The following is a 23,928-nucleotide window of genomic DNA, read 5'->3' as shown; positions in this document are numbered from 1 at the left end:
CCGGTGCCGCGCCGTCGTCGACGACGTGGACCGGGGCCGCAAAGGTCACTCAGGGATGGCTCAGATGGCCCACTCCCCCGCGTCCGCGCGGAGGTTACCCAGCACACCCGGGGTGTTGACGCTGTCGTCCTGCACCATGCCCGCGGCCTGCGTGCGACCGGACTGTGGGTCGATGAGCAGGAACGAGCCCAGCGCGTGCGACTGCGTGTACGCAGTGGTGAACAGCGGTTCGGCCACGCGTACGGTCACCCGGCCGATATCATTGAGCTCGAACGACTCCACCGATTCCGCGGCGAGGCTCTCGAGGTTCAGCCGCCCGTCGAGCGAACCCACGATCCCGCGCACCACGCGCGTGGTGTGCTTGAGCAGCACGCGCTGGCCCTCGCGCAGGGGCTTCTCGTCGTCGAGCCAGCACACCACGGCCTCCACCGACTTGGTGCCCGACGGCGCCCCGGCCGGTTCCGCGATCAGGTCACCGCGCGTGATGTCGATCTGGTCCGCGAGCGTGAGGGTCACGGACTGCCCGGCCACGGCGTACTCGGTGGGAGCCCCGGCCACGTCGATGCGCTCGACCGTGGTGGTGCGCCCGGCCGGTTGCACGGCGACCTTGTCCCCCACGGCCACCGAACCGGAGGCAATCTGGCCCGCGTAGCCGCGGTAGTCCACGAACTCCGGGGACAGTGCGGCGGACTGCGGGCGGATGACGCACTGCACGGGCAGCGCGAACCGTTCCGCCTGGGTGAGCTCGGACGAGTCCGGGAGGTTCTCGAGCCAGCTCAGCAGGGACGGACCGTCGTACCACGGGGTGTCCTGGGAGGCCTCGACCACGTTGTCGCCGCGCAGCGCGGAGACCGGGATGATCCGCAGGTCCAGCACACCCAGTTCGTCCGCGAGTTCGTGCAACTGTCCGCTCAGTTCCCGGAACGCTTCTTCCGCATCGGGCAACAGGTCGATCTTGTTGACCGCGACGATCAGGTGCGGCACTCCCAGCAGGGCCCCGACAGCCAGGTGGCGCCGGGTCTGCTCCATGATCCCGTGGGTGATGTCCACGAGCACGATCAGCGCGTCCGCGGTGGAGGCACCCGTGACGGTGTTGCGCGTGTACTGCACGTGCCCCGGGCAGTCCGCGAGGATGAAGCTGCGCGCGGGCGTCGCGAAATAGCGGTAGGCCACGTCGATCGTGATGCCCTGCTCGCGTTCGGCCCGCAGCCCGTCCGTGAGCAGCGCGAGGTCCGCGGCGTCCAGGCCGCGGGACTGGCTGACCCGTTCGATCGCGTCGAGCTGGTCCACCAGGATGTTCTTGGTGTCGTGCAGCAAGCGGCCCACGAGCGTGGACTTGCCGTCGTCCACGCTGCCGGCCGTGGCGATCCGCAGCAGGCTTGCTCGGTTCTCGGTGCTCATCTCTAGAAGTAGCCCTCTCGTTTGCGGTCCTCCATGGCGGCCTCGGACACGCGGTCGTCCGCGCGGGTGGCCCCGCGTTCGGTGAGGGTGCTGGTCATGACCTCAGCCAGCACCTCCTCCGCGGTCGTGGCCGGGGACTCCACGGCACCCGTGCAGCTCATGTCACCCACGGTGCGGTAGCGCACGGTGCGCTGCTCCACGGTCTCGTTCTCCCGCGGGCTCACGTACTCACCCACGGCGAGCCACATCCCGTCGCGGCTGATCACGTCCCGCTCGTGGGCGTAGTACAGCGGGGGCAGGTCGATGCCCTGCTCGGTGATGTAGGACCAGATGTCCAACTCGGTCCAGTTGGACAGCGGGAACACCCGCACGTGCTCACCGGGGCGGTGGCGCGTGTTGTACAGGCTCCACAGTTCAGGGCGCTGGTTACGCGGATCCCACTGGCCGAACTCATCGCGCAGGCTGATGATGCGTTCCTTGGCGCGGGCTTTCTCCTCGTCACGCCGGGCGCCGCCGTAGACGACGTCGTGCTTGCCCTCCGCGATCGCGTCCAGCAGGGGAACGGTCTGCAACTGGTTGCGGGTGCCGTCCGGGCGCTCGGCCAGGCGGCCGTCGTCAATGTAGTCCTGGACCTTGGCGACCTCCAGGCGGATCTTCAACCGCTCCACGGTGCGGTCCCGGAACTCCAGGACCTCCGGGAAGTTGTGCCCGGTGTCCACGTGCAGCACGGGGAACGGGATGGGGGCCGGCCAGAAGGCCTTGGCGGCCAGGTGAAGCATGACCACCGAGTCCTTGCCGCCGGAAAACAACAGCACGGGGCGCTCGCCCTCGGACGCGGTCTCGCGGAAGATGTGGATGGACTCGGCCTCGAGGCGCTGCAGCTGGGAGAGTGTCACGGACTCGGAGGTGGTCGTGGTCATAGATGGATCCCGCATTCTGTCTTGCCCACACCGGACCAACGACCGGCGCGGGGGTCTTCTCCGGGCGCGACCTTGCGCGTGCACGGTGCACACCCGATGGACGGGTAGCCCTGGCCCAGCAACGGGTTGACCACCACGAGGTTCTGCTCGGCGTAATCGACCACGTGGTCGAAGCTCCAATCCACCACGGGGTTGAGCTTGACCATCTGGTGGTGCTCGTCCCACTCCACAGGCGCGGCATTCGCGCGGTGGGGTGTCTCCTCGCGCCGCAGCCCGGTCACCCAGGCCTCGTAACCGGCCAGGGCCTTGTCCAGCGGCGCGACCTTGCGCATCCCGCAGCACAGGCCCGGGTCACGGTCGTGGAGCTTGGGACCGTACTTGGCGTCCTGCTCGGGCACGGTCAGCTCGGGCAGCAGGGTCCGCACGTTCACTGGCCAGTCCGAGGCGAAGCGATCGCGGGTCTCGAGGGTCTCCGGGAAGTGGTAGCCCGTCTCCAGGAAGAGCACGTCCACGTCCTTGACGTGATTGCTCACCAGGGCGGGGACCACGGTGTCGGAGGCCATGGAACACGCGACCGCGAGCTTCTTCCCGAAGGTCTCGGCGGCCCACGCGAGCACCTCGTCCGGGTCCGCATCCCGCAGTCCGAAGCGCTGCTGCGCCTCCTCGACGAGCGCCTTGAGCTCCTCGACGGAGCGGGTGCGTCCGGGAGAAGCGGCCGCGGGGTCCTGCTCGATGGTCGTGGTATGAGCGGACGACGACGCGTCCGCCGCGCCACTGTTGCCTGCGGTGTCGGTCCTGGTCATTTCAGTGAATCCTCCTGGGCGTTCAGGGCCCACTCGGCGAAGCTCTGGTGAGCCTCGCGCTCGTCGAGGAACGTGCGGGTGACACGCTCCACGTAGTCGGACAGGTCATCTGCGGTGATCTTCAGCCCGCGCACGGTGCGACCCAAACCGCCCTCCTCACGGTCCGGGGAGGCCAGGCCGCCGCCCAGGTGCACCTGGAACACGTATTCCTCACCGATGTACTGGCCCTTGAGGCCGATGTCCGCGGTCTGGATACGCGCGCACGAGTTGGGGCACCCGTTGATGTGCAGGGAAATGGGGGTGGGGATCTCCACGTCCTGGAGGCGCTGCTCCATGTCGTCGATCACCCGCGCGGCAAGACCCTTGGTCTCCACGAACGCGAGCTTGCAGAACTCGATCCCGGTGCACGCGATCGTGGACCGACGGAACGGGCTGGGCTTGGCGTGCATCCCCCACGGGCGCAGCGCCTCGATCAGGGAATCCACGTTCTCCGGGGCCACGTCCAGCACCAGGACCTTCTGGTGCGGGGTCAACCGGATCCGGCCGGAACCGGCGGCCTCGGCGGCGTCGGCGAGCGCCACGAGGGCGTCACCGCTCAGGCGACCCGCGGTCAGCGCGAAGCCCACGTACTTCTTGCCGTCGTTCTGCTCGTGGACCCCCACGTGATCCGAGTGACCCACGGCGCGCTCGGGGGCGGGACCGTCCGGCAGCTCGCGACCCAGGTACTCATCCTGGAGCACCTGGCGGAACTTCTCCGGGCCCCACTCGGCGAGCAGGAACTTCAACCGGGCCTTGGTACGCTGCTTGCGGTAGCCGTAGTCGCGGAAGATCGCAGTGACCCCGGCCCACACGGGCACGACGTCCTCCGGCGCCACGAACGCACCCAGGCGCTCCCCCAACCGCGGGGACACGGACAGTGCACCACCCACCCACAGGTCGTAACCGGGACCGAGTTCCGGGTGGTTGACCCCCACGAAGCTGACGTCGTTGATCTCGTGCACCACGTCCAGGGTGCGGCTGCCGGTGATCGCGGTCTTGAACTTGCGCGGCAGGTTCACGTAGTCCGGGTTGCCCACGAACTCTGTGCGCAGCGCCTCGAGCTCGGACGTGGGATCGATGATCGGATCCGCCTCGACGCCCGCCACGGGGCTGCCCAGGAACACGCGGGGGGTGTCACCGCACGCCTCGAGGGTCGTGAGCCCCACCGAGTCCAGGCGTTCCCACATCTCGGGGACGTCCTCGATGCGCAGCCAGTGCAGCTGGATGTTCTGCCGGTCGGACACGTCCGCGGTGCCGCGCGCGAAATCCCGGGAGATGCCACCCAGCACGCGCGTCTGCTCCGTGGTCAGCTGTCCGCCGTCTAGGCGGATGCGCTGCATGAAGTACTCATCCGAGAGCGATTCGGCGTCCAGCTTGGAGGTCGACGCACCGTCCACGCCCTGCTTGCGCTGCGTGTACAGGCCCAACCAGCGGAACCGCCCGTGGACGTCGTCCGCGGGGATCGAGGCGTACCCCGTCTTGGAGTACGTGTCGATGATCCGCTGCCGGACGTTGAGCGAGTTCTCCTCCGCTTTGAACTCCTCGTTGTGGTTCAGCGGCGTGCGGCCGCTGACCTTCCACTGGCCCAGATCGGTGCCCTTGCGGGGTCCGCGCACGCGGCCGGACGCCGCGGCGGGGGCCTGGTCCTGGGTGTCGGCGGAGGGTGTCATGGGTGCTCCTTGGGTGAGGGGGAGGCAAGTCGCTCCAACGTACCGAGCAAGCCTTCAGTGCAGCGATTCACCGTCACAAACACGTCACATAGCCGGCATTCCCCCTGGTCACCCGCGAGTACAGGCCGACGTCGCTCGGTCGACACCGCGGCGTCGTCGCCCGCTGTTTCCGGGCACGACGCCCCGGGCGGAACCGCGGTCCCCCGCGATCCCGCCCGCGCGTGCGGTGGTGCTACGAGCTCAGCCCTCGAAGGACTTGGGCGCCTGGCGAGCGCGGCGCTTGAGCTCGGCATTGCTCTTGCCTTGGTACCCGCGGTACTTGGGGCCGTTCTTGCCGTTCTTGCGGCGCTTGTCCTGGTTGCGGCCCTTACCCGGCTTGTCGCTCACGCCACCGGGGAACTCGGGCTGGTCCTCGCGGTTCTTGTGGAAGACCTGGACCACCGCGGGGCGCGGCATGGAGAACTCGCCGGCCCCGGCGCGCGTGGGCAGCACGTAGTCGGGGAAGTACGAGCGGGGCTGCTCGAACGTGCCGTCCTCACCGGGGTGCTGCACGGCCACGTAGACCATGCCCTCGATGTCGTGGATCACGGGACCGCACGTCTCCGCGTCCTGCGGCACGGCCAGGAACTGCTGCACGCGACCGCGATTGGCACCCTGGAGGTCCACCTTGAACAGACCGTCGTTGTAGCCGATCTTGGAGGGCGCACCGTCCGTGGAGATCCACAGGTTGCCCGCCTTGTCGAAGGCCACGTTGTCGGGGCACGAGATCGGGGAGACCTTCTCCTTGGGGAACCCGCCGAAGTACGTCCCCGAATCCTTGGTGGGGTCACCGCACACGAGCAACAGGTTCCAGTCGAAGCGCGTGGCCTGGGGCCGGTTATTGCGCTCGGTCAGTTCCAGGATGTACCCGTCACGGTTGCCGGTGCGGGGATTGGCCTCGTCCACGTCCGCCTTGCCGGGCTTGCCGCGATCGGAGTTGTTGGTCAGCGCCGCGTACACCTTGCCGGTGTGGGGGTTGGGCTCCACATCCTCCGGGCGGTCCATCTTGGTGGCGCCGGCCTTGTCCGCCGCGAGGCGGGTGTAGACCAGGACCTCCTCCACGGACATGCCGCGGACCATGGACTTTCCACCCTTGAGCAGGGGCAGCCACTCGCCGGTGCCGTCGAACTCGCCGTCGCGGGGCAGCTGGCCCGTCCCAGTGATCTCGGGGGCCTGGGAGTTGCCGCGCAGCCGGGCCACGTAGAGGTCGCCCTCGGAGAGCAACTTCATATTGTGGGCCTTGTCGCCCTTGCGGTATTTGCGGGACGAGACGAACTTGTAGATGTACTCGAACTTCTCGTCGTCACCGGAGTACGCGACCACCGTGCCGTCGTCACCCACGCGCACGTTCGCACCCTCGTGCTTGAAGCGGCCCAGTGCGGTGTGCTTGATGGGCGCGGAGTTGGGGTTCTGCGGGTCGATCTCCACGATCCAGCCGAAGCGGTTGGGCTCGTTCTTGTACCCCTCGATCCGGGCGTCGAAGCGCTTCTCCACCTCGGGCCAGCGGCGGGACGGCATGGTCGTGGGGAAGCCGTAGCGCTTCTCCTCGGCGGTGCCGGAGGTGATGAAGTACTGGTGCACGTTCTCCTCACCGGAGAGCACCGTGCCCCACGGTGTCACACCGCCCGAGCAATTGTTCTGGGTGCCCAGCACGCGCTTGCCGGTGGGGTCGTCCTGCGTCTTGAGCAGATCGGACCCCGCGGCGGGCCCGTCCATCACGAACGTGGTGGTCAGCGTGATGCGACGGTTGCGAGCGCCACCGCGCACATAGGTCCACGGCTCCCCCACCTTGGTGCGAGAGATCTCCACGACCGACATGCCGTGCGCCTGGATCGCGGTCTTGACCATGCTGGCCAGGTTGGTCTTGTCGTAGCCCGCCGGGAACATGGTGTTCTCGTTGGTGTACTCGTGGTTGTTCACCAGCACGCCCGTGAGCCCGTTCGGGTCCGGGATGATGTCCAGATAGTCCGAGTTGAACCCGAACTGCTTGGCTTGCGCTTCGGGGGTCTGGTTCTTGGGGTCGAACTCCGGGGAGTCGTAGAACAGGGGGTCACCCCAGCGGATGATGGGCGACCAGTCGTAGCCCTTGGGCACCGAGAGGTCGTCCACGGTCATGTCCACGGGTTTGATGGGCGTGAAGTCCAGGCGGGCACGGCCCTGACCCCAGTAGGCGTAGGTGGCCTCGGCCGGCTGGGCGGTCGCGGCGACCACACCCACGGTCACGGCCCCGGCCATCCCCAGACCCAGGGCGGCACGGCGGCTGACGGCTGCGGAGATGACGTCGTGCACGTACTCGTTGCCGGATGTATTCGCGTCCGGGGTCATGCACTGGCTACCGCACTTGAGTTCACACGTGAGCGGGCTTCGCTTGCCGTTGACGTGGCCCAGCATGGGCAACAGGCGACGGCGTTCGGGTGCTTGGGTCATGGCGTGGCTCCCTGGGTGGGACATGCATTGACGCATGTCAGCGAGTGGTTCCGCTGCTCAGACCACCATCACGGCGTGATCGCCACGCAACCAGCGGGCGAACGACGGGTTAATTGCGCGTCCGTCACGGACCACCTTCGGGGCCCCGCGCGCCGCGTGCCGCATTGTGGCGACTTTGGGTCCCGGGCTGCATACAGGGGCGGGTTTCAACCCCCGTTGACGTGCTGGGGCAAGTTCGAGCCACCTCGGCCCCTCATCATGGATCGGAACTGCTGTACGGGGGAGGTGACATCTGATCTGGCTTGCCCGTCGGGCGGCCTGGAAGGATATGCACCATGCCCGCTGCATATCCCCGAGAGTTCCGCGAAGACGTCGTTCGTAAAGACGCGTTCTGCGGGCGGATCGTGGGCTACTCCATGGATTCCCGGATGAAGGCCCGCCTCGCGGTGAACGCACTGGTCAATGCGGCCACGCGGCGCGGAAATCCTTCTTCGCGTTGCTGCAGAAGAACGTCCTCGATCGCCGTCGCTGGCGGACCCGTGACGAGCTGCGGATCGCGATTATCACCTGGATCGAACAGACCTACCACCGGCGCCGCCGACAGGTTCGCCTGGGCCGTTTGACCCCGATGGAATGCGAGACCATCATGAACCCAGCCGTGGACCTCGCGGCTTGACAATAGAACTGTCACCTCACCGTGCAGCAGTGCCCATGCCTACATGGAGGATTTGAAGGCGCTGCACGGCGACCGTATCGAGGTTCACCTGGATGATCGGGGGAGAACTCTGGATGTCGCTGATCTCGTGAGCAGCGTTGCCGATGGCACCGAGCTGTACATGTGCGGACCCATTCGCTTGATGGATGCTGTCCGCAGGGCGTGGTCCGATAACGGCCTGGACCCTACCAATTTGAGGTACGAGACGTTCGGGAACAGTGGATGGTACGAGGCCGAGCCCTTCGAAGTCCATATTCCCCGATTGAACTTCAGGACCACCGTGAATTCGGATGAGTCGATGCTCGAAGCGCTGGAACGCGGAGGTGTGGACACCATGTCGGATTGTCGCCGGGGAGAGTGTGGTCTCTGTCAGGTGAAGATTCTGGAGCTTTCCGGGGAAGTTGATCATCGAGACGTCTTCTATTCCGACCGCCAGAAGGCCCCGAACGCCACAATGTGCTGCTGCGTCTCCCGCGCAGTAGCAACTCGACCGGATTCAACTCCGGGAAACCCCGCACAGTCAGCCCTCGTAACCATCGACGTTCCCTGAAAGGCATGTTTTGGACATTCGCCGTAAGATCGACATTTCCAAGATGTCGGCATATCAATGGGTCATTGTTGCACTAGCCGCGTTTCTCAACGCCCTCGACGGGTACGACGTGTTGGCAATGGCCTTCACCGCGACCTCCGTCTCCAAGGAGTTCGAACTCACAGGAGCCCAGCTGGGCTGGCTGCTGAGTTCCGGTCTGATCGGCATGGCTGCTGGATCACTCTTGCTGGGCCCGTTCGCTGATCGCTTCGGACGTCGCAAGATCTTGTTGGTCGCGGTTGGCATCAATGCCGTAGGTTTGTTCCTTTCCGCCACGGCGAACTCCGCCCTTGAGCTGGGCGCATGGCGAGTCATCACCGGGCTGGGTGTGGGCGGCATCCTCGCAACGGTTACGGTCATCACCAGCGAGTACTCCAATTTGAAGAATCGCGGCATGGCCATCAGTATCTACACCGCTGGCTACGGGGTGGGTGCCACACTGGGTGGAATGGGCGCCACCCAGCTGATTCCCGCTTTCGGATGGCGCTCCGTGTTCCTTGCCGGCGGCCTTGTGACATTGTTCGCAGCCGTTTTGATCCTGGTGATCCTGCCAGAATCTGTTGATTACTACCGTGTCCGACGCCCCAAGAATGCCGAAGAGAAGGTGGCTGGAATTGCCCGACGGATCGGGCTCAAGGGGGACGTTTTCCTGGGGGATGCACCCACCACAACCAATTCGTCACAGGGTAGCGTGACGCAGCTGCTTGGTGGCCGGTACCGGGTTTCGACCATCCTGCTATGGGTATCGTTCTTCGTCATCATGTTCGGCTTCTACTTCGCGAATTCGTGGACGCCGAGACTTCTGGTTGAATCCGGGATGACGGAGCAGCAAGGCATCGTGGGGGGCCTGATGCTGACCATGGGTGGAACCTTCGGTTCGCTGATCTACGGTGTTCTGACCATTCGGCGTAACGCGCGCAACACGCTCGTGGTGTTCACTATTCTTGCGGCCGTGCTATTGGTGGCATTCATTACTACTACATCAATTCCGGCTCTCGCATTCCTGAGTGGTGTTGTCGTGGGAATGCTCATCAACGGCTGTGTTGCGGGACTCTACACCGTGGCGCCTCAGACGTATGCGCCGGAGGTGCGAGCAACCGGTGTCGGATGGGGTATCGGAATTGGCCGGGTGGGAGCCATTCTGGCACCCATTCTGGTGGGCACCCTCCTCGACGGCGGCTGGTCACCGACCCAGCTCTACATCGGGGTTGCGGTCGTGGTAGCTCTAGCTGCCTTCGCGGCCTCGCGCTTGAAGCCCCATATCGATACTCCTTTGGTTGAATCCGCCACCGAGGAGCCCACTCCGGCTGCCCGTCGCTGAACCGGACTTGCCAAGAAGGGGCCGATCCTACCCATGCGTAGTGTCGGCCCCTTCCGCCGTCTAAACGTCCCCGCCCCGCAGCACCTCATACGTGCGGGAGATCCGCTCGAGCCACCAGTCACGGCGCGGGCCCGTGACCGCGTGTTCCGTCAACAGATCCTCCGAGACCGCCACGTCCCGCACCGGGAGGTAGCCGTCCACCGGGCGCAGGGGCTCGGCGGTGACGTCCGCGGTCATCAGGGACAGCGTCCCGAGCCCGCACGCGTACGGCAACTCCGGTAACGCCGCGGCGAGTGCCACGCCCGCCCGGATCCCCACCGAGCTGTCGATCGCGGAGCTGACGACGGCGGGCAGCCCGGCCTGCGCGACGATCTCCAGCGCTTGGCGTACCCCGCCCAGGGGTGCGACCTTAACCACGATCAGATCCGCCGCGTCGGCCCGAGCCACGGCCAGCGGGTCCTGCGCCTTGCGCACGGATTCGTCCGCGGCGATCAACAATTTGTTCCCCGCGTCCCGCAGCCGACGGCGCACGTCGGCCAGCCCCGGCACGGTGGCCACGGGTTGCTCGGCGTACGCGAGCTCGAACTCGCTCAGGGTGGTGAGTGCGCGTACGGCGTCGTCCTCGCTCCAGCCCATGTTCGCGTCCACGCGCAGTTGCGCGTCCGGGAGGGCGGCGCGCACGGCGGCGACGCGAGCGACGTCGTCCGCGAGGCTCTGTCCGCGTTCGGCGACCTTGATCTTCACGGCGTGCACCGCGCCGCCGTACCCCGCCAGGACCTCCGGGACGCGCTCGGCGGGGACGGCCGGGACCGTGGCGTTGACGGGCACCCGGGTGCGCACGGGGTCGGGGAACCCGGTCCATGCCACCTCGATGCCCGCGCGCAACCACGACGCCGCTTCGGCGTCCTCGTACTCGGGGAAAGGACCGAACTCGCCCCAACCCGCCGGGCCGTGGAAGACGACCGTTTCCCGGGCGGTGACCCCCCGGAACCGCACGCGCATGGGCAGGGAAACCACCCGAGCGGTATCGAGCAGATCGGACAGTGGGGGTATGGGCGTGACCGAAGAGAGCATGGCCCTAGGGTACGTGTCCGCCTTGATCGCAACGCCGGGTCACAGGTGTCGTGAGTCCGGGGGGATGATCGCGACACCACAGGGGGAATCGGGGGATTCGTGTTGCATGTCTTTGCGCTGTCCGAAATCGCGTCCGTGGGGGAAACGCTGCAGGCGTTCCTGCAGGGCGGCAGCCGTGTGCTGCTGATGATCGCCATGGTGCTGTTCCTGGCGTACCTACTGTTCTTCCTCAGCACGGTGTCCATCGCGAGCGCCATCACCACGTGGCACCAGATCCGGCGCAGGCCGCGCCAGGCCGCCCATCCGCGGGAGATGGCGCCCGTGACCGCTGCCGAGGACCAGCCGTACCAGGAGCTGCCCGCGCACGGTCGGCACGCGCTGAGGGTGAAGGGCTGAACCGTGATTCTGGTCTTCGGTCATCGCATCGACCTCATCCTGGTGCTCGCCGTGGTCCTCGTGGCCCTGAGCGTCCTGTACGGCATGTTCATCCTGGTGCTCTCCCGCTTCGAACCGCAGCGCTCGCAGCACCGTAGGGTGAAGATCGCCACCGTCCCCGGCCACCACAAGGTGGTCTTCCTGATCCCGTGCCTCAACGAGGAACGCGTCCTGCGGCCCAGCCTCGAGCGGCTCGCCGGCTTGGACCACCCGGACGTCCAGATCATGGTGATCGACGACGGTTCCGACGACGGCACGGCCGAGATCGTGCGCTCGTTCCCGGACCCGCGCGTGCACCTGTTCCAGCGCACCCTGCCCCGCGCCCGCGAGGGGAAGGGCGAGGCGCTCAACGCCGCCATCCAATACCTGCGCACGAGCGATCTGATCGCCGGGACGCCCCATTCGGACGTGGTCGTGTGCGTCATGGACGCGGACGGGCGTCTGGACCCACACGCCCTGGACGACGTCATGCCCCTGTTCAAGGACAACAGCCTGGGCGCGGTGCAGATCGGCGTGCGGATCAACAACCGCCAGCAGAACCTCCTGGCCCGGGTGCAGGACCTCGAGTTCGTGCTCTACACCCACGTGTTCCAGCGGGGCCGCCGACACCTGGGCAGCGTGGGACTCGGCGGCAACGGCCAGTTCGTCCGGCTCTCCGCACTCGACGGGCTGGGTGTGTCCCCGTGGTCGCGCAGCCTCACCGAGGACCTGGATTTGGGCGTGCGACTGCTCATGGACGGGTGGCAGACCGAGTTCGTCTCCACCGCGTCCGTGCACCAGCAGGGGCTCGTTGACGTCAAGCGCTGGGTCAAGCAGCGCACCCGGTGGTTCCAGGGCCACCTGCAGTCCTGGAACCTGGTGCCGTGGGTGCTGCGGGACCTCACCGGCAGCCGCCGGGCGGATCTCTTGTACCACCTGACGAGCCCGTTCCTATTGCTGCTTACGTCCTTCCTGTCCCTGGCGTTCGCCTTCTGGGTGCTGGACCTCGCAGTCGGGATCGTCACGGGTCACGCCGTGGTTTCCGGGTGGTGGCTCTCGTCCTACCTGATCGCGTTCGGACCCGCGCTGCTCTACGGGCTGGTGTACTGGTCGCAGGAACGTCACAGCGGTCTGAACCCGGTCAAGGCCGTGGGCCTGGTCCACCTCTACGTGCTCTACGCCGTGCTGTGGTATGTGGCCGGCTGGAAGGCCGCGTGGCGCGCGGTGCGCGGCCACAACGGCTGGGCCAAGACGGAACGCGTGGTCGAGAACCAGGAGCAGGTGGACTCCTCGGCCCGGGAGCTCACGGTGGAGGCCCATGCATGAGGAAACGCGGCGTCGTCGTACTCGTCGCGACGATCGTGCTGGTGCTCGCGGTGATGGCCGTCATGAATAACCTGTGGCGCGTGCAGCCGTGGGCGGACGGGGAGGTGCACGGGCGCTGGCAGGTCATGTACACGGGCTACGGCACCGTGAAGGGCAACGACCGGCAGGTGCTGCTGGAACCCCACACGGCCGAGGCCGCCATCGTGACCCACGGGGCGCTCGTGCATACGGTGGAGAACTACGACGACGCCGACTTCGCCGTCACGGTGCGCACCGAGGAGCAACTGCGCCGCAATGACGAACCCAATGCGTGGGAAGTGGGCTGGGTGCAGTGGAACCTGCGCGACAACGACCACTTCTACGCGGTGGCGCTCAAACCCAACGGCTGGGAGATCTCCAAGCAGGACCCGGCCTACCCGGGGGCGCAGCGGTTCATCGCCTCCGGTGGGGACCGGACCTTCCCGGTGGGCAGGGACTACCGGGTGGAGATCACGCAGGACTGGCCCAGAATGACGGTCACAGTGGACGGAACCGAACTGGCCACCGTCACGGACGAGGAGACTCCCTACCGAGGTGGCGCGATCGGGTTGTACACGGAGGACGCCAAGGTCCTGTTCCACGATTTCGAGATCATGGGGCAGGGCTGACGGGATCGTCCGCGCCGGGCTGGCGCGGACGGTTGCGGGGTGCGCACGGCGTGCTCTTCGACAACACCGGTGCCGCCGCGGACACCAACGCCATGTACGCGATCGCCACGGGCACCCTGCTCACACACTTCGGGAAGACCGAACTCAAGCCGGTGGCCGACTACACGGACGCCATGGTCGAGAACTACGACGCCGCGGTGTACATCGGCGCAGACCACCGCGTCCCGCTCCCCCAGGCCTTCCTGGACGACGTCCGCTCCACCGACAAGCCCGTGATGTGGTTGGGCCGCAACATCGAGGCCCTCGCGGGTCCCGACGACGCGCAGAACGCCCAGTTCCGGGACAAGTACGGCTGGGACCCCCGCGCCGCGACCACGGTGGACAGTTCCAAGGTCACCTCGGTCGAGTACCAGGGCGAGAAGGTGCACCGGGAGACCCAGGGTGCCCCTGAGATCGTGGTCCCGTTCACGGGCACGAACGACAAGGTGGAGGTCCTGGCGACGTCGCAGTGCACCGAGCGCGGTAAGCCCACCTCGTGCACGGCGAACGGTTCCCCGGAGGCCCCCTGGGCCATTCGCTCCGCGAACCTCACGTATTTGGCCGAGGTGCCCCTGGACTACATCGACGCGAACGACGTGTACCTGGTCTACACGGATCTTTTCTACGACCTCGTGGGTTCGGATGCCCCCGCGGTGAAGCAGGCCGCGGTGCGCCTGGAGGACGTGGGCCCGGAGTCCAACCCGAAGGACCTGCGCCGCGTGGCCCAGGACGACGTGGACGGGTGGGAGGACCGCCTGGACGCGGGACGCTCCGTGATGGAGCACGCCGGTCTGGGTGAGCCCACGATCTTCGAGACACCGCACTACGGCGGTTCCGTAAACTCGTACGTGGCCATGGCCCAGGAGTACGACGCGCGCTACGAACAGGGCGACTACTACGCGGGCATCCTCACGGGGCACCCCTCCGAAGCCGGTAAGTCCTACAGCCAGCAGTTCCCATTCACGGTGAGCGATATCTACGGCGGAACGGTGTACCCCGAGAACCTGGGCAACATCACCGAGGGCGAGCAGAACAACCATGCCGCCCGCACCCCGGAGTTCCTGGTCTCACGGGCCAATGCGAACCTGACCGTGCGCGAATCCACCGCGAGCTTCTTCTTCCACCCGTACCTGGACATCGAGTACCTCAAGAAGACGGTCACCGGCATCAAGAAGCTGGGGTACGAGTTCCGACCGGTCACGGAGCTGAAGTAGCGTCCGGGTCGGCGCCCCCGGGTGGGCACCCTGGACCCAGAACGCGCGAACACCCGGCCAGGATCACTGACCGGGTGTTCGCACGCGTGTGAACGTCAGGGGTGGGCGGCCTTCGGCGGCCGGGAGCCCCGCACGGCGGTCATCCCACCGCGGCCGCGCCCACCGAACTCACCCGGGGTCCGTTCACCCCCGGAGCGTTACTCGCTGATCTCGGAGTTGCTCGTGGGGTCCTCGTCCACGCCCATGCCCGGAACCTCGGGGTTGGCGGCGTTGGACTTGACGGCCTCCTCGATACGCTGACCGATGTTCTCGTCCACGTTCTTCCAGTACTGGAAGGCGTTGGAGAGCACCGGCTCCTCGACACCTTCGAGGGCGCCGGCCACGGTCTGCACGAACTGCGCGCGCTGCGCGTCGTTGAAGACCTCGCGGATCAGGGTGCCCGGCTGACCGAAGTCGTCGTCGTCCTGACGCAAGGTGTAGGCCTCGCGGACCAGAGCGCCGTCGTCCTCCCAGCCGTTGTCCACGGGACCGGTCTCGTCCGACCAGGAGTCACCGAAGGAGTTCGGGGCGTACACGCGACGAGCGCCGGAGTGGTTGTACCACATGTGGCCCTCGAAGTTGTAGGTGTGCACCTCGTTGATCGGGCGGTTGACCGGCAGCTGCTGGAAGTTGGTGCCGATGCGGTAGAGCTGTGCGTCCGCGTACGCGAAGTTGCGGCCCAGCAGCATCTTGTCCGGGGAGTTGCCGGTGCCGGGAACCATGTTCGCCGGGGAGAACGCGGCCTGCTCGATCTCCGCGAAGAAGTTCTCCGGGTTGCGGTTCAGGGTCATGGTGCCGACCTTGTGCCGCGGGTAGTCCTTCTGGGGCCAGACCTTGGTCAGGTCGAAGGGGTTGAAGCGGTAGGTCTTGGCCTCCTCGTACGGCATGATCTGCCAGTACAGGTCCCACTTGGGGAACTCGCCGTTCTTGATGGCGTCGAAGAGGTCGCGGCGGTGGACGTCACCGTCGGCACCGGCCAGGCGCTCGGCCTCCTCATTGGAGAGGTTCTCCACACCCTGCTGGGAGATGAAGGCCCACTTGACCCAGAACTTCTCGCCCTGCTCGTTGACGAGCATGTAGGTGTGCGAGCTGTAACCGTTCATGTGACGCCAGGTCTTGGGCAGACCGCGCTCACCCATGAGATAGGTGACCTGGTGTGCGGACTCGGGGTTGTTGGTCCAGAAGTCCCACTGCATGGTGCCGTCACGCAGGCCGGAGTCCGGCAGGCGCTTCTGGGAGCGGATGAAGTGCGGGAACTTCATGGGGTCGCGCACGAAGAACACCGGGGTGTTGTTGCCCACGAGGTCGAAGTTGCCTTCTTCGGTGTAAAACTTCAGGGCGAAGCCACGGACGTCACGCCAGGTGTCCGGGGATCCCAGCTCGCCGGCGACGGTGGAAAAGCGGGCCAGCATCTCGGTCTTCTTGCCCGGCTGCAGGAAGTCCGCCTTGGTCCACTGCGAGACGTCCTCGGTGATCTCCAGGGTGCCGAACGCGCCCGCGCCCTTGGCGTGGGGACGACGCTCGGGAACGTTCATCCGGTTGAAGTGCTGCAGGGTCTCCACCAGGTGGTGGTCGTGCAGCACGATGGCTCCGTCGCGGCCCGTGGTCAGCGAGTTGCGGTCGCTGACAGCGGGGATGCCGGCCTGGGTCGTGGACCCGGTGGCGTGCGGGGTGAATTCCGTCATCGCGTACTCCTTGATGGGGTTGGGATGGGTGGGTGAACCGGTGGCCCAGATGGGTTCCCGGAGCTCAGGGGTCTAGACGGGCACCGCGGTCGCACCGGCCCGCTGGGCCGAGCAGTCGGAACACACGCCTTGGTAGACGACATCGGCCACGTGGATGCTCATCCCGTGGGTCTCGCTGGGAGTCAAGCACGGTGCATGCCCCACGGCACAGGCGACGTCCTCGATGCGTCCACACACCGTGCACACGGCATGGTGGTGGTTGTCGTCGACCCGGGTTTCGTACCGTGCCGGGGAGTTCGCCAGGTCCAGCTGGCGCAACAGTCCGGCGTCCGTGAGCGAGTGCAGCACCACGTAGATGGACTGCACCGTGATCTCCGGCAATGCCGTGCGCACGTCCGCGAGCACCTCGTCCGCGGTGGCGTGCTGGTGGCGCTCGAGCGCGTCCAACACCGCCAGTCGGGGCTTGGTGACTCGCAGTCCGGCCGCCCGGATCCGATCGGTCCACGGCACGGGCACGACGGCGCCGCCGCCGTTCTCCCGCCCCCCGGGCTGATCGGTGAGAGTGGTCGAGGTCATAACTTCACTATGTCATGTTTTGAGTTACTCATCAAAAGGTTGCGGGGTGTGCCGGACGACGTAGGGGTGACGGGAGGGTGAACCCTCGGGGAGGGCGGCTTGCCCCTCCTCACCCTCTGGCGCCGCGGCAAACGCTCTCCACTACATCCATGCCGCGATCCGCACGGTTTTTCCTTGTTTTCTGGTCGTTCTGCACCACAGATGTTCCTGCCCGCTGTCCGGCGGCGCGTCCGTTCGCGCGGGCCATCGACGACGCCGCCCGCGGCCTCCGCGGCGCCGAACTGCGGGCGGCCGTACTACCTGTCCGGGTGCTTCACGGCAAGGTACAAACCCGCGAGCCCACAGAGGGTCTCCAACAGGGGCAGGTCACACTGTCACCAATTCATGCAACAGACCCATTTGGTTCCGCTGGTTGGCCGGCACCAGATCCGAGAACCTTCAGCTCACAAAAAGCCGCGAAGAGAACAGCTTCTCATTGCCCCCCTCGTAGACTGCACGGTAACCCCCGCCCCACCGAGTAAGGCAGCCACCCACCGTGTTCAACCACGCCTCCTTCATCTGGGGTGCCGCGGACATCCTGCGCGGCACCTACAAGCAACATCAGTACGGGGATGTGATCCTGCCGTTCACCGTCCTGTTCCGCTTGGACGCGGTGCTCGCCCCCACCAAGGAGGATGTGCTGGAGGCCATCGGCCCCACCTACGTGGACACCGAGCCGCCCCTGGCGATGATCCGCAACCGCACCAAGCAGGCAGGCAACGAGCACACGTACAACTTCTTCAACCGCTCCCGCCACACCCTCAAGACTTTGCAGGGTGACCCCGACAACCTCGAGGAGAACCTGCGGGACTACGTCAACGCCTTCTCGGAGAACGTGCGCGAGATCTTCCAGAAGTACGAGTTCGAGCAGACCATCTCCGGCCTCGCCCAGCACGATCTGCTCCTGCAGGTCCTGCAGCACTTCACCAAGGCCAACCTGCACCCGGATGCGGTGTCCAACGAGCAGATGGGTCACATCTTCGAGGAACTGATCCGCAAGTTCGCGGAGGCCTCCAATGAGACCGCCGGGGAGCACTTCACCCCGCGCGAGGTCATCGACCTCATGGTCACGCTGCTGCTCCACGACGACGAGGAGCTCACCACCCCCGGCATCGGCCGCGACGTCTACGACCCCACCGCGGGCACCGGCGGCATGCTCTCCGCCGCCGAGAACAAGATCAAGCAGTTCAACAGCGAGGCCTGGGTCAACCTGCTCGGCCAGGAGATCAACCCCGCCTCCTACGCGATCTGCAAGGCCGACATGGTGGTCAAGGGCCAGCCCATCGACAACATCGTCCTGGGCAACACCCTGACCAACCCGGCATTCGAGAACCGCACGTTCCACTACTGCCTGTCCAACCCGCCCTTCGGCGTGGATTGGAAGCAGCACCGCAAGGCCGTGGAGACCGAACATCAGATCGCAGGGTTCGCCGGCCGCTTTGGCCCCGGCCTGCCCCGCGTCTCGGACGGCTCGCTCCTTTTCCTGATGCACCTGATCTCCAAGATGCGCGAACCCAGCGCCACGGAGGAGAACCAGTCGGCCGGCCGCGCGGCCATCGTGCTCAACGGCTCCCCTCTGTTCACGGGCGGCGCCGGCTCCGGGGAGTCCAACATCCGCAAGTGGGTGCTCGACAACGACTACCTCGAAGCCATCATCGGCCTGCCCACGGACATGTTCTACAACACCGGCATCTCCACCTACGTCTGGGTGCTGTCCAAGGACAAGGCCCCGCAGCGCCGCGGCAAGGTCCAGCTGATCGACGCGACCGGCATGTTCGTGAAGATGCGCAAATCCGTGGGCTCCAAGCGCAAGGAGCTCTCGCGGGAGAACATCGCGGAGATCAGCCGGATCTACGACGAGTTCACCGAGTCCCAGCACTCCAAGATCTTCCGCACCGAGGACTTCTTCTACCGCACCATCACGGTGGAGCGCCCGCTGAAGCTCAACTTCGCGTTCACCGCCGAGCGCATCGAGCGCGTTATGGCCTCCCGGCCCGTTGCCAAGCTCCCCGACGACGACGCCGCCGCGCTTCGTTCCGCCCTCCACGACCGGTCCCAGCGCGCGGGCGGCGAGGTCGGTACCAACAAGAGCGCGTTCACCTCGGAGCTACTCGAGGTCCTGGTCGAGGCCGGGCTGCAGGTGAAGCCCGCGGTACTCAAGGCCATCGTGACCGAGCTGAGTGAGCGGGACGAGAACGGGGAGCTGCAAACCAATCGCGTGAAGGACCCGGAACCGGACCCCACCCTGCGTGACACCGAGAACGTCCCCTGGGATCAGGACATCCACGAGTACCTGGAGCGCGAGGTCAAGCCCTTCGTCCCCGACGCCTGGATCGACGAATCCAAGACCAAGGAGGGCGCGGAGATCCCCTTCACCCGCCACTTCTACGAGTACGTCCCACCCAGGCCCCTGGAGGAGATCGACCGCGACCTCGACGAGGTCCTCGGCCGCATTCGAGCGCGCTTGGAAGAGGTGAAGCGGTGAAACACCCAATGACTTCAGCAAGATTCCCAACCGTTCGATTCGCCTCAGCCGCACAGCGTGTGGTGCCCGTTGAAGGACCCTCCCGATTCACAGTAGCGTTGGAATCCATTGTTTCAGGAACCGGCCAATTAGTGGATGAGCCCTGGGTAGATTCTTCAGGCCCAGGTAATCTTTACATGCCAGGCGATATCCTTTATGGGAAACTTAGACCTTATCTGGCAAAAGTATGGGTTGCGGATCGCTCTGGTAACTACGTCGGTGATTTTGTTCGTATTACTCCTCGAAGCTCGTTTAATAACCAGTTTTTAAAATATGTCATCCTTACGCCGTACTTTACCTCGAAAGCATCTGCGGAATCCGTTGGCTCCAAAATGCCACGAACTGAGTGGGACAGCCTCAAACGAATCAAGGTGCCTGCCCCGAGGATCACAGAGCAGCGGCATATCGCGGACTACCTCGACCACGAGACCGCCGAAATCGATGCATTTATTGCTGATCAATCTCAATTTATAGACCTAGTTGAGGAGCGAGAGTCTGTACTTATCGAGACGACCATCACCGGCAGGCAAGCAGGTGTCACCCCTCGCAAAAATTCTGGGTCCGATTGGGTCGGTGATATTCCCAACCACTGGGAGATGGAGCGGATTAGCTGGCTCTTCTCAAACGTTGGGTCAGGCACCACTCCGGCATCGGATGACGTGGATTCCTTTAATGGGACAATTCCCTGGGTGACCAGCAGCGAACTGCGAGAGACTGGTGTTTCAGTCACGAATAAATTAGTGTCGGATGAGGCGGTAAATAAGTATTCTGCACTTCGGGTTCATCCTGCAGGTTCCTTAATGATCGCAATGTACGGAGCTACGATTGGACGGCTCGGGTGGCTCGAAGTTCCTGCAACTGTCAACCAGGCAATTTGTGTGTTTTCAGATTACCGTAAAGGCCCGTCCAAGTATCCGTTTTTTGCTCTTCTGGCTGCTCGCCGGCACCTTCTTACACTTGCTTCTGGTGGTGGCCAACCGAACATCAATCAAGACAAGCTTCGCTCACTCCGAATTCCCATCCCCCCAGAGCATGAGCAAACTGACATTGTACGTTCCCTCGACAAATCGCTCCGTGACGCAACACAACTTGCACGCGAGGCCAAAATACTCATTGACCTAGCCCGCGAGCGCCGTGCTGCCCTCATCACCGCCGCGGTGACCGGGCAAATCGACGTCACTGCTAAGAACAAGCCCGCGGCGGAACAGATCGAGGACGACGTTGCGCAGGGCCTGCACAGGGAGTACGCATGAGCGCACCGCATCAGGAAAAGCCGTTCCAGAAGGAGATCGCGGAGTACTTGGAGGGGCACGGGTGGTCCCACTCCCCCAATTCCCAGGGCTACGACAAAGAACGGGCGATGTTCCCCGAGGACGTTCTCGGGTGGCTGCAAGACACCCAGCCGGAGCAGTACGCGCGGATCGTGCCCGAGCACGGGGATGACGCCGCGCGGGCCAAGGGCGAGCGCCGGATTCTGGATCGCCTGGCATCTCAGCTGGAGCAGTTAGAAAAGGCCGGCGGTGGCACCCTCAATACGCTTCGTCGCGGCTTCTCGGTCCCCGGGGCGCAGCGGTTCAGCATGCTCACGGCTCCCCCGGCGGACGACCGCAATCCTCGGATCACGGAGCGCTACGCGAAGAACCGGGTGCGGGTGGTGCAGGAGGTCGGCTACTCCACGCGGAAGAGCGACCGCATCGACCTGGTGCTGTTCCTCAACGGGCTGCCCGTGGCGACCGTCGAGATCAAGACGAACTTCACGCAGTCGCTGCAGGCGGCCATCGAGCAGTACAAGACGGACCGCACGCCAGCCGGTGAACCGCTGCTGACCCCGCATCGAGGTGCACTGGTGCACTTCGCACTCACCGAGAACGACGTCTACATGACCACCCAGCTCAGGGGCGCGGACACGTTCTTCCTGCCCTTCAACCAGGGGCATGACAACGGAGCTGGCAACCCGCCGTCGCAGGACGGCGTGGCCACGTCCTACTTCTGGGAGCACATCCTGGACAAGGACACGTGGATCACGATTCTCACCAAGTTCGTCTACGTGAACCACGAGAAGAAAACCGATCCCCGGACCGGGCGGATCACGGAGTCCAGCCAAATCCGCTTCCCCCGCTTCCACCAGTGGCGCGCGGTCACCAAGCTGACCGAGGCGGCCCGGACTGAGGGCCCGGGGCAGAAGTACCTGATCCAGCATTCAGCGGGTTCGGGCAAGACGGACTCCATCGCGTGGACCGCCCACCGCATGGCCTCCCTGCACACTCCGGAGGGCGAGAAGGTCTTCGACACCGTGTTCGTCATTGCGGACCGGCAGGTGCTGGACCGCCAGCTCCAGGACGCGGTGGATCAGCTGGTCGTGACCACGGGAACCTTCGAACCCATCACCTCCGGTTCCGAGGGCTCCAAGACCGAGCGCCTGCTGGAAGCGTTGCGGGCGGGCACGCAGATCATCGGCGTGACCCTGCAGACCTTCCCGCACGCCCTCGCCAAGATCCGGGAAAAGGGCGGGACATTCGAGGGCAAGCGCTTCGCGGTGATCGCGGACGAGGCGCATTCGTCGCAGACCGGCGCGGCGGCGTCGTCGGTCAAGGACCTGCTGTACCGCAACGACCCGACCGTGGCGCAGACGGGCGAGGAGACCGAGCTGGAGCCGGGCGCGGACCAGGACGCCCTGGTCCAGATGGCCGCACAGGCGGACGACGGTCGTCGGATCAGCTATTTCGCGTTCACCGCAACCCCCAAGGCCAAGACCCTGGATCTGTTCGGCACCCCGGGTCCGGACGGTAAGCGACAGGCCTTCGACCTGTACTCCATGAAGCAGGCCATTCAGGAGGGGTTCATCCTGGATGTGCTCAAGAACTACACCACGTACGAGATGGCCGCCCGGATCGCCCTCAAGGGCGCGGACCCCGAGACGGTGCCCGAGGGCAGGACGGGGACTGCGGCGTCGTCGACCGAGGACGAGGTGGACGTGCGCAAGGGGACGCGCGCGTACATCGGGTTCGTGGAGCTGCACCCCACGAACGTGGATTCCAAGGTGGACGTGATCCTCAAGCACTATCAGCACACCGTGAAGAAGGAGCTGGGCGGGCGCGCGAAGGCCATGGTGGTGACGGGGTCGCGTGCGTCCGCGGTGAAGTACCAGCGGGCGTTCCAGAAGCACATCGAACGCGAAAAGCTGCCGCTGCAAACCCTCGTGGCATTCTCGGGCTCGCTGCCGGATCCGGATGTTACCGCGATCGGTAATGCGGCCGTGCCGGAGGTGACCGAGGCGTCCATGAACCCGGAACTGCGCGGGAGGGACCTGGCCGGGGTGTTTAGCCAGGAGGACCAGAACATCCTGATCGTGGCGAACAAGTACCAGACGGGCTTCGACCAGCCGCTGCTCACCGCCATGTACGTGGACAAGCAGCTCTCCGGGATCGCCGCGGTGCAGACGCTGTCACGGCTCAACCGGCGCGCGGACGGCAAGAAGAACACGTACGTGCTGGACTTCGTCAACGACCCCGCCCAGATTCTGGCGGCGTTCCAGGACTACTACGAGGACGCGCGCATCGAAACCGATTCGGACCCGGACCTCGTGGCCAAACAGATGACCAAGCTGGATGCCGCCAACATCTACACACCCGCGGAGGTCGACCGGGTGTGGGCGGCGTGGTCGAACACGCGCAGCAAGCGCGGCACGCTGACCTCTGCGCTCGCCCCGGCGGTCGAGCGATTCACCAACCGCTGGTCCCGTGCCGTGTACGACGACGACGCCGCAGCGCGCGACGAGCTCGACGAGTTCCGTTCCCTGCTGGGCCAGTACACGACGTCCTACGCGTTCTTCTCCCAGATCCTCAACTTCGGGGACACGTACTACCTCAAGCTCTCCGTGTTCGCGGATCTGCTGGCACGCCTGCTCCGGGAACAGCTAGACGGCGGCGAGCGCGAGACTGTGACGGCGGACGATGTCGTCCTCACCCACTACCGGCTCGAGAAGCAGCGGGACGAGGACCTGCAACTGGAAGACGGCGAAGCACGGGGTCTGCAAGGCATGACCGAAGCCGGCATGGCCCGCCAGCAGGAACGCGAGCGGGCGGCCAAGGCCGAGCTGGTGGAGAAGGTCAACAGATTCCTCGGAGGCCTGGATGCCAGCGACGAGCACAAGGTGAGCACCGTGGAACTACTGGTCCGCGAAGCCGCCGAGAACACGGACCTGCAGCAACAGGCGCGCAACAACACCAGGGCGGACTTCTCGCATTCCCCGCAGGTGCGTCTTGTGCTGGAGGATTCCGTATGGAATCAGAACCGCCAGTCCGAGGCGATCGCCAAACGGCTCCAGGAGCTCCCGCCCACCGATCTGGTGGAACTGGCCATGGCGTTCGATTTGTGGGAACGGTCGCGGGCAGGGTAGGGCTTATCCCTGAAAGCACGTGTTAGGG

The 23,928-nt window shown here is 65.5% G+C and carries 17 protein-coding genes and 1 pseudogene; 10 read left to right on the top strand and 8 right to left on the bottom strand.

All coding sequences use genetic code 11. The features are described 5' to 3' along the window. Positions 1–60 precede the first annotated feature (60 nt). From RF637_RS01335 to RF637_RS01315, 5 genes are all read right to left on the bottom strand, one after another. Positions 61–1,401, bottom strand: a complete 1,341-nt coding sequence (locus RF637_RS01335; RefSeq protein ID WP_368843962.1) for a sulfate adenylyltransferase subunit 1 — start codon at positions 1,399–1,401, stop codon at positions 61–63. A gap of 2 nt (positions 1,402–1,403) precedes the next feature. Continuing rightward, complete coding sequence (gene cysD / locus RF637_RS01330; RefSeq protein WP_239317983.1) at positions 1,404–2,321, bottom strand: sulfate adenylyltransferase subunit CysD; 918 nt, start codon at positions 2,319–2,321, stop codon at positions 1,404–1,406. Beyond that, on the bottom strand, positions 2,318–3,124 hold the full coding sequence (locus tag RF637_RS01325; protein WP_231885587.1) for a phosphoadenylyl-sulfate reductase: 807 nt from the start codon (positions 3,122–3,124) through the stop codon (positions 2,318–2,320). The genes cysD and RF637_RS01325 overlap by 4 nt, the downstream gene beginning before the upstream one ends. Further along, entirely contained in the window at positions 3,121–4,833 is a 1,713-nt protein-coding gene (locus RF637_RS01320; RefSeq protein WP_368843961.1) for a nitrite/sulfite reductase, read from the bottom strand. Before RF637_RS01320 ends, RF637_RS01325 begins: the two co-directional genes overlap by 4 nt. 240 nt (positions 4,834–5,073) lie before the next feature. Next, a complete protein-coding gene (locus RF637_RS01315; protein ID WP_368843960.1) occupies positions 5,074–7,299 on the bottom strand; it encodes a PhoX family phosphatase in 2,226 nt (741 codons plus the stop codon). A 380-nt stretch (positions 7,300–7,679) separates the two neighbouring features. Between RF637_RS01315 and RF637_RS01310 the strand changes: the two are divergent. The 3 genes and pseudogenes from RF637_RS01310 to RF637_RS01300 all read left to right on the top strand — a co-directional run. Next, a pseudogene (locus tag RF637_RS01310) lies at positions 7,680–7,975 on the top strand (IS3 family transposase); the annotation flags it as partial. A 43-nt stretch (positions 7,976–8,018) separates the two neighbouring features. Next, positions 8,019–8,564, top strand: a complete 546-nt coding sequence (locus RF637_RS01305; RefSeq protein WP_085108609.1) for a flavin reductase family protein — start codon at positions 8,019–8,021, stop codon at positions 8,562–8,564. Positions 8,565–8,574: 10 nt separating this feature from the next. Beyond that, positions 8,575–9,924, top strand: a complete 1,350-nt coding sequence (locus tag RF637_RS01300) for an MFS transporter (protein WP_368843959.1) — start codon at positions 8,575–8,577, stop codon at positions 9,922–9,924. Positions 9,925–9,984: 60 nt separating this feature from the next. On the opposite strand, the gene RF637_RS01295 is transcribed toward RF637_RS01300, so the two are convergent. Further along, positions 9,985–10,998: an o-succinylbenzoate synthase gene (locus RF637_RS01295; RefSeq protein WP_368843958.1), complete on the bottom strand. Its 1,014-nt coding sequence runs from the start codon at positions 10,996–10,998 to the stop codon at positions 9,985–9,987. Between the two features lie 99 nt (positions 10,999–11,097). Between RF637_RS01295 and RF637_RS01290 the strand changes: the two genes are divergently transcribed. From RF637_RS01290 to RF637_RS01275, 4 genes are read left to right on the top strand one after another with little or no spacing between them, the layout of a single operon-like run. Further along, the gene (locus RF637_RS01290; protein WP_368843957.1) at positions 11,098–11,394 is read left to right on the top strand and encodes a hypothetical protein; all 297 of its coding nucleotides are present in this window, start codon (positions 11,098–11,100) and stop codon (positions 11,392–11,394) included. A 3-nt stretch (positions 11,395–11,397) separates the two neighbouring features. After that, positions 11,398–12,738 carry a glycosyltransferase family 2 protein gene (locus RF637_RS01285; protein WP_368843956.1) on the top strand — a complete coding sequence of 447 codons (1,341 nt, stop codon included), beginning with the start codon at positions 11,398–11,400 and terminating at the stop codon, positions 12,736–12,738. Next, positions 12,735–13,385 (top strand): family 16 glycoside hydrolase, encoded by a 651-nt coding sequence (locus RF637_RS01280; protein WP_064846679.1) that lies wholly within the window; start codon positions 12,735–12,737, stop codon positions 13,383–13,385. Before RF637_RS01285 ends, RF637_RS01280 begins: the two co-directional genes overlap by 4 nt. A gap of 50 nt (positions 13,386–13,435) precedes the next feature. Beyond that, entirely contained in the window at positions 13,436–14,638 is a 1,203-nt protein-coding gene (locus RF637_RS01275) for a DUF2334 domain-containing protein (RefSeq protein ID WP_368843955.1), read from the top strand. A 197-nt stretch (positions 14,639–14,835) separates the two neighbouring features. On the opposite strand, the gene RF637_RS01270 is transcribed toward RF637_RS01275, so the two are convergent. Further along, positions 14,836–16,362 (bottom strand): catalase, encoded by a 1,527-nt coding sequence (locus RF637_RS01270; protein WP_368843954.1) that lies wholly within the window; start codon positions 16,360–16,362, stop codon positions 14,836–14,838. A gap of 72 nt (positions 16,363–16,434) precedes the next feature. Continuing rightward, on the bottom strand, positions 16,435–16,938 hold the full coding sequence (locus RF637_RS01265; RefSeq protein WP_231885586.1) for a Fur family transcriptional regulator: 504 nt from the start codon (positions 16,936–16,938) through the stop codon (positions 16,435–16,437). Between the two features lie 535 nt (positions 16,939–17,473). On the opposite strand from RF637_RS01265, the gene RF637_RS01260 reads away from it, so the two are divergent. Genes RF637_RS01260 through RF637_RS01250 form a run of 3 tightly spaced genes read left to right on the top strand, consistent with a single transcriptional unit; the run spans position 17,474 to position 23,900 of the window. Then, entirely contained in the window at positions 17,474–19,462 is a 1,989-nt protein-coding gene (locus tag RF637_RS01260; RefSeq protein ID WP_368843953.1) for an N-6 DNA methylase, read from the top strand. Next, positions 19,459–20,754 (top strand): restriction endonuclease subunit S, encoded by a 1,296-nt coding sequence (locus RF637_RS01255; RefSeq protein WP_368843952.1) that lies wholly within the window; start codon positions 19,459–19,461, stop codon positions 20,752–20,754. The genes RF637_RS01260 and RF637_RS01255 overlap by 4 nt, the downstream gene beginning before the upstream one ends. Further along, positions 20,751–23,900, top strand: a complete 3,150-nt coding sequence (locus tag RF637_RS01250; protein ID WP_368843951.1) for a type I restriction endonuclease subunit R — start codon at positions 20,751–20,753, stop codon at positions 23,898–23,900. The genes RF637_RS01255 and RF637_RS01250 overlap by 4 nt, the downstream gene beginning before the upstream one ends. The last annotated feature ends 28 nt before the right edge of the window (positions 23,901–23,928 follow it).

The sequence above is a fragment of the Kocuria sp. CPCC 204721 genome, from assembly GCF_040980945.1.
GTDB classification, from domain to species: domain Bacteria; phylum Actinomycetota; class Actinomycetes; order Actinomycetales; family Micrococcaceae; genus Kocuria; species Kocuria marina.
The sequence above is the reverse complement of the archived record's forward strand: the minus strand, read 5'-3'. Positions and strand labels throughout refer to the sequence as shown.

Bases quoted from the DNA above. Each gene is read 5' to 3' on its own strand.
- RF637_RS01335 (WP_368843962.1), bottom strand. From the start codon at position 1,401: ATGAGCACCGAGAACCGAGCAAGCCTGCTGCGGATCGCCACGGCCGGC.
- cysD (WP_239317983.1), bottom strand. From the start codon at position 2,321: ATGACCACGACCACCTCCGAGTCCGTGACACTCTCCCAGCTGCAGCGC.
- RF637_RS01325 (WP_231885587.1), bottom strand. From the start codon at position 3,124: ATGACCAGGACCGACACCGCAGGCAACAGTGGCGCGGCGGACGCGTCG.
- RF637_RS01320 (WP_368843961.1), bottom strand. From the start codon at position 4,833: ATGACACCCTCCGCCGACACCCAGGACCAGGCCCCCGCCGCGGCGTCC.
- RF637_RS01315 (WP_368843960.1), bottom strand. From the start codon at position 7,299: ATGACCCAAGCACCCGAACGCCGTCGCCTGTTGCCCATGCTGGGCCAC.
- RF637_RS01305 (WP_085108609.1), top strand. From the start codon at position 8,019: ATGGAGGATTTGAAGGCGCTGCACGGCGACCGTATCGAGGTTCACCTG.
- RF637_RS01295 (WP_368843958.1), bottom strand. From the start codon at position 10,998: ATGCTCTCTTCGGTCACGCCCATACCCCCACTGTCCGATCTGCTCGAT.
- RF637_RS01280 (WP_064846679.1), top strand. From the start codon at position 12,735: ATGAGGAAACGCGGCGTCGTCGTACTCGTCGCGACGATCGTGCTGGTG.
- RF637_RS01270 (WP_368843954.1), bottom strand. From the start codon at position 16,362: ATGACGGAATTCACCCCGCACGCCACCGGGTCCACGACCCAGGCCGGC.
- RF637_RS01265 (WP_231885586.1), bottom strand. From the start codon at position 16,938: ATGACCTCGACCACTCTCACCGATCAGCCCGGGGGGCGGGAGAACGGC.
- RF637_RS01250 (WP_368843951.1), top strand. From the start codon at position 20,751: ATGAGCGCACCGCATCAGGAAAAGCCGTTCCAGAAGGAGATCGCGGAG.